The sequence below is a fragment of the Nocardia sp. NPDC051052 genome, from assembly GCF_044456045.1.
Lineage (GTDB): Bacteria > Actinomycetota > Actinomycetes > Mycobacteriales > Mycobacteriaceae > Nocardia.
Genome location: NZ_JBITFL010000005.1, coordinates 15,574 through 31,445, shown reverse-complemented (window position 1 = coordinate 31,445; position 15,872 = coordinate 15,574). Strand labels below are relative to the sequence as shown.

At 68.7% G+C, this 15,872-nt stretch carries 14 protein-coding genes; 8 read left to right on the top strand and 6 right to left on the bottom strand.

The annotated features are described in order from the left end of the window. Positions 1-85 precede the first annotated feature (85 nt). The 3 genes from ACIBCN_RS17650 to ACIBCN_RS17640 all read left to right on the top strand — a co-directional run bounded on the left by ACIBCN_RS17650 (position 86) and on the right by ACIBCN_RS17640 (position 3,542). A complete protein-coding gene (locus tag ACIBCN_RS17650) occupies positions 86-1,288 on the top strand; it encodes a tobH protein (protein ID WP_396992627.1) in 1,203 nt (400 codons plus the stop codon). Continuing rightward, positions 1,288-2,505, top strand: coding sequence for a mannose-6-phosphate isomerase, class I (gene manA, locus ACIBCN_RS17645; RefSeq protein WP_396992626.1), 1,218 nt, complete (start codon positions 1,288-1,290; stop codon positions 2,503-2,505). Before ACIBCN_RS17650 ends, manA begins: the two co-directional genes overlap by 1 nt. 110 nt (positions 2,506-2,615) lie before the next feature. Beyond that, positions 2,616-3,542 carry a cation diffusion facilitator family transporter gene (locus ACIBCN_RS17640; protein ID WP_396992625.1) on the top strand — a complete coding sequence of 309 codons (927 nt, stop codon included), beginning with the start codon at positions 2,616-2,618 and terminating at the stop codon, positions 3,540-3,542. A 78-nt stretch (positions 3,543-3,620) separates the two neighbouring features. Here the strand turns inward: ACIBCN_RS17640 and ACIBCN_RS17635 are convergent, their stop codons facing one another. Beyond that, positions 3,621-5,075 (bottom strand): phytoene desaturase family protein, encoded by a 1,455-nt coding sequence (locus ACIBCN_RS17635; RefSeq protein WP_396992624.1) that lies wholly within the window; start codon positions 5,073-5,075, stop codon positions 3,621-3,623. Positions 5,076-5,223: 148 nt separating this feature from the next. Beyond that, positions 5,224-5,814, bottom strand: a complete 591-nt coding sequence (locus ACIBCN_RS17630; protein ID WP_396992623.1) for a TetR/AcrR family transcriptional regulator — start codon at positions 5,812-5,814, stop codon at positions 5,224-5,226. Between the two features lie 106 nt (positions 5,815-5,920). Here ACIBCN_RS17630 and ACIBCN_RS17625 point away from each other — a divergent pair, with 106 nt between their 5' ends. Beyond that, the gene (locus tag ACIBCN_RS17625; RefSeq protein ID WP_396992622.1) at positions 5,921-6,346 is read left to right on the top strand and encodes a DUF4267 domain-containing protein; all 426 of its coding nucleotides are present in this window, start codon (positions 5,921-5,923) and stop codon (positions 6,344-6,346) included. Positions 6,347-6,452: 106 nt separating this feature from the next. Here the strand turns inward: ACIBCN_RS17625 and ACIBCN_RS17620 are convergent, their stop codons facing one another. After that, a complete protein-coding gene (locus ACIBCN_RS17620) occupies positions 6,453-7,820 on the bottom strand; it encodes a cation:dicarboxylate symporter family transporter (protein ID WP_396992621.1) in 1,368 nt (455 codons plus the stop codon). Between the two features lie 191 nt (positions 7,821-8,011). Between ACIBCN_RS17620 and ACIBCN_RS17615 the strand changes: the two genes are divergently transcribed. Together ACIBCN_RS17615 and ACIBCN_RS17610 are read left to right on the top strand one after the other, a co-directional pair. Further along, positions 8,012-9,541 carry an ATP-binding protein gene (locus ACIBCN_RS17615; RefSeq protein WP_396993297.1) on the top strand — a complete coding sequence of 510 codons (1,530 nt, stop codon included), beginning with the start codon at positions 8,012-8,014 and terminating at the stop codon, positions 9,539-9,541. Then, positions 9,538-10,236: a response regulator gene (locus tag ACIBCN_RS17610; RefSeq protein ID WP_396992620.1), complete on the top strand. Its 699-nt coding sequence runs from the start codon at positions 9,538-9,540 to the stop codon at positions 10,234-10,236. Before ACIBCN_RS17615 ends, ACIBCN_RS17610 begins: the two co-directional genes overlap by 4 nt. Positions 10,237-10,341: 105 nt before the next feature. On the opposite strand, the gene ACIBCN_RS17605 is transcribed toward ACIBCN_RS17610, so the two are convergent. From ACIBCN_RS17605 to rfbD, 3 genes are all read right to left on the bottom strand, one after another. Further along, the gene (locus ACIBCN_RS17605; protein ID WP_396992619.1) at positions 10,342-11,421 is read right to left on the bottom strand and encodes a sugar phosphate nucleotidyltransferase; all 1,080 of its coding nucleotides are present in this window, start codon (positions 11,419-11,421) and stop codon (positions 10,342-10,344) included. 128 nt (positions 11,422-11,549) lie between these two features. Continuing rightward, positions 11,550-12,446, bottom strand: coding sequence for a glycosyltransferase family 2 protein (locus ACIBCN_RS17600; RefSeq protein ID WP_396992618.1), 897 nt, complete (start codon positions 12,444-12,446; stop codon positions 11,550-11,552). A gap of 91 nt (positions 12,447-12,537) precedes the next feature. Next, positions 12,538-13,407 (bottom strand): dTDP-4-dehydrorhamnose reductase, encoded by an 870-nt coding sequence (gene rfbD, locus ACIBCN_RS17595; protein ID WP_396992617.1) that lies wholly within the window; start codon positions 13,405-13,407, stop codon positions 12,538-12,540. A gap of 292 nt (positions 13,408-13,699) precedes the next feature. Between rfbD and ACIBCN_RS17590 the strand changes: the two genes are divergently transcribed. Together ACIBCN_RS17590 and ACIBCN_RS17585 are read left to right on the top strand one after the other, a co-directional pair. Further along, positions 13,700-15,124 (top strand): LCP family protein, encoded by a 1,425-nt coding sequence (locus ACIBCN_RS17590; protein WP_396993296.1) that lies wholly within the window; start codon positions 13,700-13,702, stop codon positions 15,122-15,124. Positions 15,125-15,127: 3 nt separating this feature from the next. Then, a complete protein-coding gene (locus ACIBCN_RS17585; protein WP_396992616.1) occupies positions 15,128-15,850 on the top strand; it encodes a TIGR03089 family protein in 723 nt (240 codons plus the stop codon). Positions 15,851-15,872: the final 22 nt, after the last annotated feature.

The following is a 15,872-nucleotide window of genomic DNA, read 5'->3' as shown; positions in this document are numbered from 1 at the left end:
CCGACTCGGGCCCGGCGTGGCAGCTGACCCGGGAGCGAGCGAGGGCGGAAACGACTCAGCGCGATGAGGGGAGGTGGGACGCCCGATGATCGCTGGAACACCTGTACTCGACCTGGATGACGCCGCTTCGCTGGAGGCGGCCGATACCGGCGGCGCCCTGCGCTCGGCCGCCTCCGGCGGCGCTCAGGTCCGTGCCACCGCGGCAGCCGTCGACGAGAACGCGCTCGCGCGTCTGGACGGACTGCGACCGCGCAGCGTGGTGTTCGTCTCCGGCTCCGGCCGGGCCGCACGCGCCGCGAGTCTGCTCGTCGCCGCGCTCGGTGACCGCGCGGGTCTGCCCGTCGTGCCCGTCACCGCGCTGCCGCCCTGGGTCGGCCCGCTCGACGTCGTCCTGGTCGCCGGTGACGACGCGGGCGATCCGCGCCTGACCGACTCGGTGGACCGGGCGCTGCGCCGCGGCGCCGAGGTGGTCGTCGCCACACCCATCGAGGGACCGATGCGTGCCGTCGCGGCAGGCCGGGCCGCCGTGCTGGCGCCTCGGGTCCAGGTACTCGATCACAACCGGCTGCTGCGCTTCCTCGCCGCCGGAATCGCCGTCCTGCGCGCGGTCGACCCGCAACGCAGCGGCACGCTCGTGCCCGACCTCACCGAGCTGGCCGATGTGCTCGACGCCGAGGCGTTGCGGGCCGGGCCGACCAACGAGGTCTTCCGCAACCCCGCCAAGACCCTCGCCTCCCGCATGCATCAGCGCGGCGTCGTGCTGGCGGGAGACTCCCCCGCCGCGGCCGAGCTGGCCGAGCACGGCGCCGAGGTGCTGCTGCAGTCGGCGGGCCGAGTCGCCACCGCGGTGGATCTGGCCGAGGCGGTGGCCGCCAAGTCCCGAATGGTCGAGGCCGCAGGCGAATCCGCGCCCGGCTTCGATCCGCTGTTCCACGACGAGGAGCTCGACGGTCCGGTGCAGGTGGAACGCATCCGGGTGTTCGTGCTCAGCGCCGACCCCGACCAGGCGGCCGCGCGCCGGCGGATCGCCGTGTTCGGCGGCACCGGGTCCAGCCTGGTCGACGCCGACCTGGTCAACGCCGAACTCGATCTGCTGCACACCGGCCTCATCGACCCCTCGGTGCCCGTCCCGGCGCACCCCGAGGAACCCGCGCCCGGCCCCGGCGGCGAACTCGAACAGTTCGCCGTGCTCGCCGTGCGACTGGAAATGGCCGCCGCCTACCTACGGCTGATCGGAACCCGCGGCACCGCGGCCGGCAGCCAAGGGCAGTTCGGGGGAAGCTACTAGTGCACGAACTCGTTGGTGCGCTGCGCTCGTACGCCTGGGGCTCGCGCACCGCGCTCGCTCAGCTGTGCGGCCGTCCCGTTCCGTCCGCGCATCCGGAGGCCGAGCTGTGGTTCGGCGCGCATCCAGCCGATCCCGCGCACGTCCTGATCGACGGCGACCCCCGATCGCTGCTCGATTTCGTCGCCGAGGATCCGCAGCGCGAATTGGGCCGCGCCGCCCAGGAATTCGGCGGCAAGCTGCCGTTCCTGCTGAAGATCCTGGCCGCCGAGGAGCCGCTCTCGCTGCAGGCGCACCCGAGCACCGCGCAGGCGCACGCCGGCTTCGAGCGGGAGAACCGCACCAAGGTGCCGTTCGACTCGCCGATGCGCAACTACCGCGACGACAACCACAAGCCGGAACTGGTGGTGGCGCTGGATCGGTTCGAGGCGCTCGCCGGCTTCCGCGACCCACACCGCACCGTCGAGCTGCTCAGGGCGCTGCGGGTCGACGGACTGGAGTCGTTCGCCAACCTGATTGCCGCGCAACCGGATTCCGACGGGCTGCGCACCCTGTTCACCACCTGGATCACGCTGCCCCAGCACGTGCTCGCCACGCTGCTGCCCGAGGTGCTCGACGGCTGCGTTCGGTACCTGTCCGGAAAAGGCAAGCGCGAGTTCACCCCTGAGGCGCGCACCACCCTCGAACTCGCCGAGGCATACCCCGGCGACGCCGGCGTGCTCGCGGCGCTGCTGCTGAACCGGCTGACACTGGAACCCGGCCAGGGACTGTTCCTCGCGGCCGGCAATCTGCATGCCTACCTGCGCGGACTCGGCGTGGAGATCATGGCCAACTCCGACAACGTGCTGCGCGGCGGCCTCACCCCCAAACACGTCGACGTGCCGGAACTGTTGCGGGTGCTCGACTTCGAGCCGATCAACCTGCCCGTCGTGCTGCCGGAACCGGCGGGCGACGGCTCGGTGCGCTACCGCACGCCCGCACCGGAATTCGAGCTGCGCCGCTTCGACCTCACCGCGGGCTCGGCCCAGGTCCCGCTCACCGCGGCGGGTCCCGGCATCGTGCTGTGCACGGCGGGTTCGGTGCGGCTGCTGCATGGCGCGTCCGAATTGACGCTGGCGCGCGGCGCGGCCGCGTGGATCTCGGCCGCCGACACCGACATTCGCGCCCGCGCGCTGGACGGCGCGGCTCAGCTCTTCTGCGCCTGCGTCGGCAAGCTCTGATCGACGCGCATTCCCGCGACCGTGGTGATCGGTTAGGCATCGGGCCCTCGGATGCCAGCACACGCTAAGTTAGCCAGGATCAGGCAATTCGGAGAGAGGACGTCCAGGGCATGTCGGCTGGTGGTGGCAAAAAGGCGATTCTCGCCGCGTTGTCGGCGAACGCGGGGATCGCCGTGGCGAAGTTCGTCGGTGCGCTGATCACCGGTTCCGGGTCGATGCTCGCCGAGGCGGTGCACTCGGTCGCCGACACCGGCAACCAGGCGCTGCTGCTGCTCGGCCAGCAGCGCGCCGCGCAGGAGGCCGACGCGCTGCACCCGTTCGGGTACGCGCGCAACCGCTACTTCTACTCGTTCATCGTCGCGCTGGTGCTGTTCACCCTCGGCTCCGGATACGCGCTCTACGAGGGCGTGCACAAGGTCCAGCATCCGGAGGAACTGAGCTCGCCGATCGTGGCGATCGTCATCCTGTTCATCGCGATCGCGCTGGAGTCCTACAGCTTCCGCACCGCGATGCGGGAGTCCGCGCCGCTCAAGGGCGACGCGAGCTGGTGGCGGTTCATCCGTAACTCGCGCAGCCCGGAACTGCCGGTGGTGCTGCTGGAGGACACCGGCGCGCTGGTCGGCCTGGTGTTCGCCTTCGCGGGCGTCGGACTGACCATGCTCACCGGCAACGCGGTGTGGGACGGTGTCGGCACCATCGCCATCGGCCTCCTGCTCGGCGTCATCGCCATCGTGCTGATCGTGGAGATGCAGAGCCTGCTGATCGGTGAGGGCGCGACCCCCGCCGAGGACCGCCTCATCCGGGAGAACCTCGTCGACGGTGACCGCATCGACCGCGTGATCCACCTCAAGACCCAATACCTCGGTCCCGAAGAGCTTTTGGTGGCCGCCAAGATCGGCGCGGTGCCCGGCCTCGACGTCGCCCAGCTCGCCAAGGCCATCGATGACGCGGAAGCGCGAGTCCGTGCCGCTGTTCCCGCGGCGCGGGTCATGTATCTCGAGCCCGATCTCTACCGCACCGAAGCCGCGACCCGATAGCCGACCAGCCGCACACATCCTGATCCCCCGCACACAGACTCGCCGTCAGAAGGTGTGCGGCTGTGACCGGCAGCGGGACTAGGGACCGCGGAGCAGGTCCAGCGGGTCGGTGGTGATGTCGAAGCGCTGGCGCAGCACGTGGCGGGCGGCGTGCAGGCCGGACATGCCGTGCACGCCGGGGCCGGGCGGGGTCGACGAGGAGCACAGGTATACGCCGGGAAGCGGTGTGGCGTAAGGATTCCAGCGCGGGGTGGGTCGGAAGGCGAACTGACGCAGGGTCATCGCTCCCGCCGAGATGTCGCCGCCGATGTAATTGGCGTTGTGCGCGGGCATTTCGGCCGCGGTGTAGACGTGCTTCGCGAGGATCAGGTCGCGGAAGCCAGGGGCGAAGCGCTCGACCTGGGCGATGACCGCGTCGCTGACGTCTCGGGTCGAACCGTTCGGCACGTGCGCGTAGGTGTAGAAGGTGTGCTTGCCCGCCGGGGCTCTAGTCGAATCGACAACACCGGGCTGGATGGACAGCACATAGGGCCGCTGCGCGTGTTGCCCGGCGGCGACCGCGTGTTCGGCGGTCATCGCCTCGGCACGGGTACCGATCAGATGCAGGGATCCGGCGCGGTCGAGGCCATCGGCCTGCCAGGGCACCGGACCCGCCAGCGCGAAATCGACCTTGCACGCGGCGCCGCCGTAGCGGAAACGCCTGAGCCGCTTGGCGTATCGGTCCGGCAGCCGATGACCCGCGATGCGAATCAATTCCGCGGGCGTGAGATCGAGGACGACCGCGCGAGCATCGTCGAACTGCCCGAGCGAGTCGACGCGGTGTCCGGTGTGCACCCGGCCGCCGAGGCGTTCGAGCTCCGCGATCAGCGCGTTGGGGATCGCCTGGCTACCACCCCGCGGAATCACCCAGCCGCCCGCGTGCGCCAGCGTCGCGAGCAGGAGTCCGGCGCCCGCGGCGGGCACCCGGCGCGGCGGGGTGATCGCGTGGGTGGCGACGCCGGTCAGCAACGCGGGGGCCGCATCGTCGCGAAACCTGGTGTTCCACAACGGCGATCCCTGCTCGAGCGTCCGCAGGCCGAACCGCACCGCGGTCAGCAGGTCCTTCGGCGGGCGGCGCAGGTCCGACATCGCCAGGTCGACGACCGACTCCCAGTGCCGCACCAGCGGTTCGAACAGCGAGCGCCAGGTGGCACCGTCGCGGCCGAGGCCCTCGACGGTTCGCTCCAGATCGCGCCAGGCCACTCCCGCCGTGCCGCCGTCCATCGGATGACCGTAGGACGCCTCGGGCGTCAGCAGCTCCACGCCGTGTGCCGCGAGATCGAACGCGCGGAAGAACGGGGACGCCAACGCCATCGGATGCGCACCGGCACACACGTCGTGTTGAAATCCGGGCAACGTCAGCTCGGCCGTCCGCGACCCGCCGCCCGCTGTGAACTCGGCATCATAAACCTCCACCGAGAGTCCGGCCTTCGCCAGAATCACCGCGGCGGCGAGACCATTCGGCCCGGAACCGACGACCACAACATCAGGCATATCCCCCACGCTACCGATCGAGACTCGCTCGCTCCCGAAATGCGCGTCCGATCACACCCGGCTCGGTAGGTCGGCGGCGAAGGCAACTGTCACCGCGCGGCACGGTCGATTCGATGAGCGGGAACAGGATTCGCCGACGATGCGGGGACTACGCGGAATCCGCGCCGACCGCGGCCAGCCATTCGCCGACGAGGATGTCGAGGCGTTGTTCGCGCAGGTCCGGGCGGAGCCGGCCGCCGCGGTCGAGGGTCGCGAGGCCGTGCATCGCGCTCCAGGCCACCTCGGTCCGGGCGCCGACGTCCGTCTCGTCGACGAACGGTCGGAACAGGGCCTCCAGTTCCGCGAAGGCGTCGACCAGCGGCTGCGGCGCGTCCAGGCCGAAGACCAGATCGAGGTTCATCATGAACATCGCCTCGTACCGGGCTGGATTGGCGGCCGCGAAATCCAGATAGGCGCGGGTCACGCGGTACAGCGCGTCGGCCGGGCTCGTCGCCTCGGCGTGACCCCTCCGCATCGCCGAGGTCAGATCGACGATCCCCTGCAGCGCCACCGCCGTCACGATGGCCGATTTGCCCGCGAAATGGCTGTAGAGCACCGGCTGGCTGTACTCGATCCGCTCGGCCAGCTTGCGCACCGTCACCGCTTCCCACCCCTGCGCTTCCGCCAGCTCACGAGCGGTATCGATGATCTGCTGATGGCGTTCGGCTCGTTCACGTTCCTTGCGGGTCTGCGGACTCATATCCAAAATACTAGCAGTGCTAGACAAGCTATCGAGGCTCCGCTAGGGTTGTTCGAGAACCTAGCAACGCTAGAAAATAGGACAACCCGCACCAAGGAGCAGCACCATGACCACCTCGCGCATCGCCACCGCCTTCTCCCTCATCGGCGCGGCCTTCATCCTGTACATCGGCATCAGCTACCTGTTCACCCCCGACGCCATCGCGCCCGGCTTCGGCCTGCCCGCCTGGCCGGACGGCGACGCCACCGCGTTCATGAACCTGAAAGGCGTGCGCGACACCGTCTTCGGCGTGCTGATCCTGGTGCTGCTCGCCGCGAAGCAGCGCTACGCCCTCGGCATCGCCACCCTGGTCATCGCCCTGGTCCCGGTCGGCGACATGCTGACCGTGCTCAGCTGGAGCGGCTCCACCGCCGCCGCGTTCGGTATCCACGGCCTCACCGCCGCCTTCGTCTTCCTCACCGGCGCCCTCCTGCTCCGCGAACACCAACTCGCCACCAAGACCACCCCGCAACCCGTCGCAGTCAACGCCTGACCCTCGTCCGAGATAGTTCGAGAGGGCTTCGGCGGCACTGAGTGATCGTCCCGGACATGGCGAAGGGCCCGCAGATCCTGCGGGCCCTTCGTGTTTCACAGGGCAGCTAGGCCGAGACCAGGTCCTTGGTCTCGGGCCCCTGCTGCGGCTGCGCGGGGTGGTCGTTGTCGACCATGGTTTGTTCGTCGAAGGGCAGTTTGCGATCGAGTACTTCGCGGGTGCGGTCGACGTCGATGGTTTTGGTCCAGGTGCCGATGAGCACGGTGGCGACGGCGTTGCCGGAGAAATTGGTGAGGGCGCGGGCCTCGGACATGAAGCGGTCGATGCCGACGATCAGGCCGACGCCGTCCAGCAATTCCGGGCGGTGGCTCTCCAGGCCGCCGGCCAGGGTGGCCAGGCCGGCACCGGTGACACCGGCCGCGCCCTTGGACGCCACGATCATGAACAGCAGCAGGCCGATCTGCTCGCCGATGTTGAGCGGTTTACCCATCGCGTCCGCGATGAACAAAGAGGCCATTGTCAGGTAAATTGCAGTGCCGTCCAGATTGAACGAATAACCGGTCGGCACAACCACACCCACGGTCGTCCGCTCGACGCCCATGTGCTCCATCTTCGCGATCAACCGAGGCAACGCCGACTCGGACGACGAGGTCGCGAGGATCAAGAGGTACTCGCGGGCCAGATAGCGGACCAGTTTGAGTATCGACACCCGAGCAATCGCCCACATCATCACCCCGAGCACGCCGAACACGAATATCAAGCAAGTCAGGTAGAACGCGATCATCAACGTTGCCAACTTCAGCACGGCGTCCAGACCACTCTTACCGACCAGATTCGCGATCGCGCCGAACGCACCGATCGGCGCCAGCCACAGAATCATCACCAGCACGCGGAACACGAGCTTCTGTATCAGTGCGACGCCACGCACGATCGGCTCACCGGTCTTGCCCATGGCCTGCACCGCGAAACCGACCAGCAGCGCGATGAACAGCGCCTGCAACGTGCTGCCCGAGGTCAGCGAAGACAGCATTGTCGTGGGGACGATGCTGGTGAGGAAGTCCCAGGTGCCACCGGCGCCATGTGCGGTCTTCGCGAGATCCTTGCCCGCATTGATGGTTTTGCCGAGGTTCAACCCGGTGCCGGGCGAAATCAGATTGCCGACAACAAGCCCGATAACGAGCGCGACGGTCGACATGACCATGAAGTACGCGATGGTCAACCCACCGACCTTGCCGACCGTAGCCGCCGACCGGATCGACCCGATGCCGAGCACGATGGTGCAGAAGATGACCGGCGCGATCATCATCTTGATCAGGTTCACGAAAATGGTGCCGAGCGGAGCAACCGATTGCCCGAACCCGGGCGCGAGCCAGCCCACCAGAATGCCCGCGATGACCGCGACGATGACGGCCAGATACAGCCAGTGGGTGCGGTCACGCTTACGCGGTGGTGCTTCCGGTGTTGCTTCGCTCATAAGTGGTGATGTCCTCCGAAGTGGTGCCGACGTGAGGTGCCTCACGCCTTCCAGGCAGAATGATGACGGTCCGGGTGACGCCGGTCACGGTTTGGTGCATTACGTTCAGTGGAGGAAAGCAGCTAGTGAGACGCGGTCGGCTATCCCTGGCCGGTCAGGCCTTCGCGCTACAGCTGATCGTGTTGACTCTGATGGTCGCTGTCGGCGCGGTCCTGGCGGTGCTCGACGCGCGGCACCACAGCGACGTGACGACCACCCGCGAAGTACGGGATGTCGCGGTGAGCGTGGCTGAGGCGCGGTCCACCCTGACCGCCATTTACGCCACCGACCCGACGGCCCAGCTGCAGCCGGTGACCGAGCGCATCCGCAACGCGACCGGCATGGACTTCATCGTCGTGATGGCGCCGGACCGCACCCGCTACACGCACACCAACCCGGCCATGATCGGGCAGCCGTTCAGCGGGAACATCGACCGCGCGCTGGCCGGGGAGACCTTCACCGAAACCTTCACCGGCACCCTCGGCCCGTCGATCCGAGCGGTGACTCCTGTCTATGACGGCGGGCGCGTGGTGGCGCTGGTGTCCGCCGGGGTGACCAGGGCCAAGATCGGCGACCAGGTCGCCACGCAGCTGCCGTTGATCCTCGGCGTGGCGGCGGCTGGCCTGATCGTCTCCGGCAGCGGGTCGTTCCTGCTGAGCCGTCGGCTGCGCAGGCAGACGCACGGGCTCGCGCCCGAAGAGTTGCGGGCCATGTACGAGCAGCACGACGCCGTCCTGCATTCGATCCACGAGGGACTGGTGGTCTTCGGCATGGCCGGTGAGCGCGCCGAGGTGGTCAACGACGAGGCGCGCAGGCTGCTCGAACTGCCCGACGGCGAGGTGCGCCGCGGCGATCTACCGACCTCGATGCGGCAGATGAGCTGGGGCGTTGTCCGCGACGAGATGCACGTGACCGGCGACCGGATCCTGCTCATCAACCAGGACATCGTCACCTGGGAGGGACGGCCGATCGGCACCGTGATGACCATTCGCGACCATACCGAATTGCGAGCGGTGATGGGCGAACTCGACTCGGTGCGCAGTTTCGCGGAGTCACTGCACGCGCAGGCACACGAATCGGCCAACCGGCTGCACACCGTGGTCACCATGGTCGAGTTGGGCCGCTACGCGGAGGCGGTCGACTTCGCCACCTCGGAACTGCAACTGTCCCAAGCGCTTATCGATCGGCTGCTCGACGCGGTCGGCTCGCCCGCGCTGGCGGCGCTGCTGCTCGGCAAGGTCAATCAGGCGGCCGAACGCAGCATCGAGTTGACCATCACCGAGGAGACGGCGCTCGACTCGATCGAGCCGCTCTCCCCGCAGGAGACGGTCACCCTGGTCGGCAACCTGATCGACAACGCCATCGACGCCGCCGCCGAGAGCCCGTCGGGCTGGGTGGAGGTCACCATTCGACACCAGGGTGGCGCCGGGGAAAACGCCGAAGCTGTTTCGGCCGAGCACGATTCGGCGTTGTATGTGCGCGTCGCCGACAGCGGGCCTGGGATGTCCGAAGAAACATTCACGCGCGCGTCGCAGCGCGGTTATTCGACCAAGGCCGACCATCACGGGCTCGGCCTCGCATTGGTCCACCGGCTGGTGGCCAGGCACGGGGGGACCATCCGTACCGAACTAGATCCGGAAAGCGCGGTAACCGTGACGATTCCGCGAAAGGACGCACAGTGATCCGAGTGCTGATCGTCGAGGACGAACCCCTCATCGCCGAGGCACACCGCGCCTATGTGGACCGCATCGAGGGCTTCACGCCCGTCGGGGTGGCGCACACCGGTCGCGAGGCGATGCGTGCGGCCGCCGACGCCGCGGCCGAGGGCACGCCGATCGACCTGGTGCTCATGGACATCGGGTTGCCCGATGCCAGCGGCCTCGATGTCGCGGCGGCACTGACCGGCCTCGCTCCCCGACCCGACGTCATCGCCATCACCTCGGCCCGCGACCTCGCCATGGTGCGCACCGCCGTCTCGCACGGCGTTGTCCTCTATCTCTTGAAGCCGTTCACCTTCGCCGCTTTTCGGGACAAACTCGACCGCTATCGCGAATTCCGCACCGCCCTCCCCGCGGGCGAAACGGCGGTCTCCCAGCACGACATCGACCGCGCCCTCAGCGCGCTACGCACCTCCGACCAGCGTGCCACCACCCCCAAAGGTGTTGCGCCGCAGACCCTCGACGAAATATCCCGCACCGTCCGCGCCGCGCCGGAGGGCATCACCGCCGCGGACACCGCCAGCACGATCGGCGTCTCCCGCATCACCGCATGGCGCTACCTGGAGAAGTTAGCCGACGACGGATTGGTCACCCGCCGTTCGGATTACGGCCGTGCGGGCCGCCCCAAGACCCGCTACGTCTGGAAAACCAAAGCGTAAAGGCCGCACCGGCTGATACTCGACGGCACGACGGTGGCGGTCGGCGCGAATCCATCGCGCCGACCGTTCCGGCGAAAAGAGAGCCGGGGCAAGCATTTGCCGCCGCTATACGTCGGTGGAGAACCGGATTCCGCCGTCGGGGATCTCCACCCCTGGCCAGACGCGCGCGCCCCGTAGTAGCTCGCAGCGAGCACCGACCTGCGCACCGTCACCGATAACGCCGTCGCGTACCAGCGCACGCGGCCCGATGCGCGCGCCGAAGCCGATGATCGAGCGTTCGACGGTGGCACCGGCCTCGATGACCGCGCCGTCGAAGATGACCGCGCCGTCGAGGCGGGCGCCCGCGCCGACCTCGGCCCCGCGACCGACGACCGTGCCGCCGATGAGCAACGCACCCGGTGCGACGCCTGCACCGGGATGAACCAGCGATTCGCCGCGCTGCCCCGGCAGGGCGGGCGAGGGCGCGATGCCGCGGACCAGGTCGGCGGAGCCGCGGACGAAGTCCTCGGGGGTACCCATGTCCCGCCAGTACGACGAGTCGACGTGCCCTTGCACGCGCGCGCCCTCGGCGAGCAGCGTCGGGAACACCTCGCGCTCCACCGAGACCGGGCGGCCCGACGGGATCTTCTCGATGTACTCGCGGCGGAAGACGTAGCAGCCCGCGTTGATCTGATCGGTCGGCGGATCCTGCGTCTTCTCCAGGAACGCGGTGACCCGGCCGTTCTCGTCGGTGGGCACGCAGCCGAAAGCGCGTGGATCGCTCACCCGGACCAGGTGCAAGGTGACGTCGGCGTTCGTCGACTCGTGCGTATCGAGCACCGCGCCGAGTTCGGTGCCGCCGAGCACGTCACCGTTGAACACCATCACCGTGTCGGCGCGCAGCTTGGGCAGCACATTGCGGATGCCGCCGCCGGTGCCGAGCGGCTCGGTCTCGGTGACGTACTCGAGCTCGAGGCCGAGGTCGGAACCGTCGCCGAAGTGCTCCTCGAACACCTCCGCCTTGAACGAGGTGCCGAGCACGACGTGCGTGATCCCGGCGTCGGCGATGCGGGCGAGCAGATGCGTGAGGAACGGCAACCCGGCCGTCGGCAGCATCGGCTTGGGTGCCGAAAGGGTGAGCGGGCGCAGTCGTGTGCCCTGCCCGCCCACCAGGATCACGGCGTCGGTGCCTGCATTTCCTGCCATTCAAGGTCCCCTGTTCACAGTGGATCGATTGTTGCGCGCGCGCCGATCGGCTCGCGGCCTGCGCCAGTTCACGCCGGGCCGCACCGAAACATGTGCGGGCCCGTCGCCATTGTCGCTCAGCCGCGTGTCTAGTGACCCGCTTCTTGCGCCTGTTGGCGCAGCGCAGATCGAACCGCAATCCGGGAGCGCACCGCAAGTCCGGCCCGCAACGCGAGCCGCAACGGCAGCTGCCACCAGTGCGGGTGCCGGTCGGCCTGGAATCGGTAGGCACTGGCGTGGTGCGCGGGCAGCATCACCTCGGGATGCCTGCCCGCGGCATGTCCCTTGGCGTGGGTGACCTCGGCGGACGGCACGAACACGTTGTGCCAGCCCGCCTTGCCCATCCGGTCACCGAAGTCGACGTCCTCCATGTACATGAAGTAGCGCGAGTCGAAGCCGTCGATCGAGTCGAAGGCGGCGCGCCGCACCAGCAGGCAGGACCCGGACAGCCAGCCGACGACGCGCTCGGAGACCTGCTCGTTCTCCTGGCGGTAGCGGCGGGTCCACGGGTTCGTCTTCCACACCGTGCCGAGGATCGCGTGGCCGGCGCCGTCCAGCAGGCCGGGCACCTGGCGGGCGGACGGGTAGACGCTGCCGTCCGGTTCCAGCACCAGCGGGCCGAGCGCACCGGCCCGCGGCCAGCGCTTCGCGGCTTCGAGCAGCTTGTCGATCGAATCGGTGCCCCAGCGGATGTCCGGATTGGCGATCACCACGAACTCGATATCCGGATCGATCTCGGCGACGGCCCGGTTGATCGCACCGCCGTAACCGATATTGCCGCCGGTGCGCAGCAGCCGCACGTGCGAATTGGCCTCGGCGATCAGCTCCGGCACCCCGTCGGTAGATCCGTTGTCGGCGAGAATCACCTGCGGTTTCTCGGAGGTGGCATCGGCGAGCGTGGTGATGAAGTGCTCGAGGTGCTCGCCCGGCGAATAGGTCACCGTGACGACGGCCAGCCCCGGCTTGGCGGAATCGGAAAGGCTCACAACTCCGCCTCGCTGACGCTCGGCTCCGTTGTGACCGTTTCGACGGCCGTGCCTAAGGTTCGCTCGCTGCGCTCACTCACGACCGCACAGCCTAGTCGGATACCCGCGCCAGCGCGTCCCCCAGTGCCACCTGCCATGGACGCAACGGAGTCAACCCGGCGTCATCCCACGCGCGATGCGACAACACCGAATATGCCGGGCGCCGTGCAGGTCTCGGAAATGCGGACGAGTCACACGGCCGGACCCGCGCCGGATCGGCGCCGACTCCTTCGAATACCGCCCGCGCGAGCTCGAACCAGGTGGCCTGCCCGGCATTGGTGGCGTGCAGCAGCCGGGGTGCGTCCGGACGACCCGCGAGTTCCAGCAGGGCGGCCGCGAGATCCGCCGCGTAGGTGGGTGCCCCGAGCTGATCGTCGACCACGTTCACGGTGTCGCGCTCGCGCTCCAGCCGCCGCATGGTAGCGACGAAATCGCTTCCGCGCCCGGCATATACCCACGCGGTACGCACCACGTGCGCCCGCGGAGCCAGCGTCAGCACCGCCTGTTCCCCAGCGAGTTTGGACTCCCCGTAGACACTGACCGGCCCGGTGGGATCGGTGGTCTCGTACGGACGGTCGTGCACGCCCGCGAACACATAGTCGGTGGACAGGTGAATAAGCCTGGCCTCGGCCCGCGCGCAAGCGGCGGCGAGCACGGCGGGCCCGGTCTCATTACCCGCGAAAGCCGCCGCGACATCGGACTCGGCCTGGTCGACCGCGGTGTAGCCGGCGCAATTGAGCACCACATCACCCGTTTCGAGCACGGCGGCGACCGCGTCCGCGTCGGTGATATCGAGGTCGCGGCGTCCGAAGGCACAGGCATCGGGCGCGCGGCGGAGCAGTTCCCGCCCGAGTTGCCCACCCGCGCCCGTCACGACGAGGCGCACGGGCCGGGTGGCGTCGGACGATGTCGAGGCTGTCACGGGTCGAGTCTGGCACGCCGCCACACCTGCGGATTGCGGGCGCCCGCGTCGCCATTCGTTAGCCTTCAGTCAGTTGCCCTCGGCTGGTGCCCACCGCGAACAAGGGTTTGCCGCATGGGTGCCGGGGGATACAGAAAGGTGGGGTGGTCACTCAGACCGTGCTGTCGAAAGAGGCCCCGAGCTTGTCGAAAGGATGTCGAGTTGTCGAGAGGACACAAAGTAGCTGCGGCGCAGGAGGTCCCGGGTGACCCGGCCGCGCGGCGCTGAATCGCTTTTACCGGCAGGCGGCCCGCTGCGTGGCTTCGCCGCGGCCCTCGCCGCCGTGGTGCTCGTCATCACCGGCTTCGCCTGGCACAGCGTCGACAGCCTGATCTCCAATATCGAGCGGATCGGCAACCTCGGCCTCGGCGGCGGGCGCGACGGCGCGGTGGACATTCTGCTGGTCGGCGTCGACAGCCGCACCGACGCGCACGGCAATCCGCTGTCCGATCGGGAGCGCGCGCTGCTGCACGCGGGCGACGAGGTCGGCACCAATACCGACACCATCGTGCTGATCCGGGTACCCAACGATGGCCGGTCCGCGACCGCCATCTCCATTCCTCGTGACTCCTACGTCGACATCCCCGATCTCGGCAAGGGCAAGATCAATTCGGCGTATGGCGCGACCAAAGAGACACAGCGGCTGAAGCTGATGAACCAGGGCGTCGCGGAGGCCGAGGCGGACAAGCAGTCCACCCAGGCGGGCCGCCAGGCCTTGATCAAGTCCGTGGCTAACCTGACCGGTATCAGCGTCGATCACTACGCCGAGGTGAGCCTGCTCGGCTTCGTGCTGCTCACCGACGCCGTCGGCGGGGTCGAGGTGTGCCTGAGCAATCCCGTCGACGAATGGATGTCCGGCGCCGACTTCCCGGCCGGCCGGCAGCGCCTCGACGGCCCCGCGGCCCTGAGCTTCGTGCGGCAGCGGCACAATCTGCCGCGCGGTGACCTCGATCGCATCGTGCGCCAGCAGGTGTTCATGGCACAGCTGGTCGGGCAGGTACTCAACGCGAAGACGCTCGGCAACCCCGCGAAGATGAAGCAGCTCAGCGACGCGGTCGGGCGCACGGTCGTGCTCGACGACGACTGGGACGTGCTCGCGTTTCTGCAACAGCTGCAGGACCTTTCGGGCGGGCAGGTGAAATTCGAGACCATTCCGGTCACCGATCTGAACTACCTGACCGACCGGGGCGAATCGGTGGTCCGGGTCGATCCCAAGGCGGTCAAGTCCTATGTCGGCTCGCTGGTCGACGGGAAATCCGCCGAATCGGACGAGCCCGCGGTGGATCCGGGCACGGTGGCCGTCAGCGTGTACAACGCCAGCGGCGTCGGTGGCCTGGCCGGTCAGGTCGCGCAGGCGTTGAGCGGCAAGGGGTTCCGCGAAGGGCTGGTCGGCAACTACACCGGTCCCAGCGTCTCGAGCAGCCGGGTGCTCGCCGCGAGCACCGCCGACCCCAAGGCCAAGGCGGTGGCCAAGGCACTCGGCGGGCTGCCGGTGCTCACGGATACGACGCTGTCGCCGGATTCGGTGAGCGTGGTGCTGGCGAGCGACTATTCTGGTCCGGGCTCGGCGGCAGGGGGCATGTTCGACTTCTCCGGAACGTCGAGCGCCACCGCGACGCCAGTCCCGCCCGCCCCACCGATCGACGCAGGCCAGAACGGACCGAAATGCGTGAACTAGACCATGCGTGAATTCGAGCAGGCGCTCACCCTCACCGAGCAGGTGCTCGATCCGATTCTCGCGCGCGAGCCGGCGAATCCGCGCGTCACCTACTACGACGACGCCACCGGCGCCCGGATCGAGCTGTCCGGGCTGACCCTGGCGAACTGGGCGGCCAAGACGGCCAACCTGATCCGCGACGAATTCGGCCTCAGCCCCGGCGCCAGGATCGCGGTGCTGCTGCCCGCGCACTGGCAGACCGCCGCCGTGCTGCTCGGCTGCTGGTGGGCGGGCACCGAGGTGGTGCTCCGCCCCGACCCGGACGCCGAACTGGCCCTGGTGACGCCCGACCGGATCGATGATGCCGACGGCATCGCCGAGGTCGCGGCACTGTCCCTGGACGCGATGGGCACCCCGGTGCGTGATCTGCCGGTCGGCGTGACCGACTTCGCCACCTCCGTGCGGGTGCACGGCGATCAGTTCCTGCCGGGTGGCGCGGGTGCCGCGCTGGACGGCATGCCGGTGCCGGAGGTGTTCGCGGAAGCGAAGAAATCGGCCATGCGCCAAGGGTTTTCGGAGGGCGACCGGGTGCTGTCCAGCGCCCCGTGGGACACTCCCGCCGAACTGATCGACGGCTTCGTCGCGGTACTCGCCGCGGGCGCGTCGCTGGTTCAGGTCGTCAACCCGGACCCGGCCCTACGCGAGCGCCGCATCGAATCCGAACGCGTCACCGCCCAGCGTGCCTAGCCCCGCAGGCGGTTCACTCCTA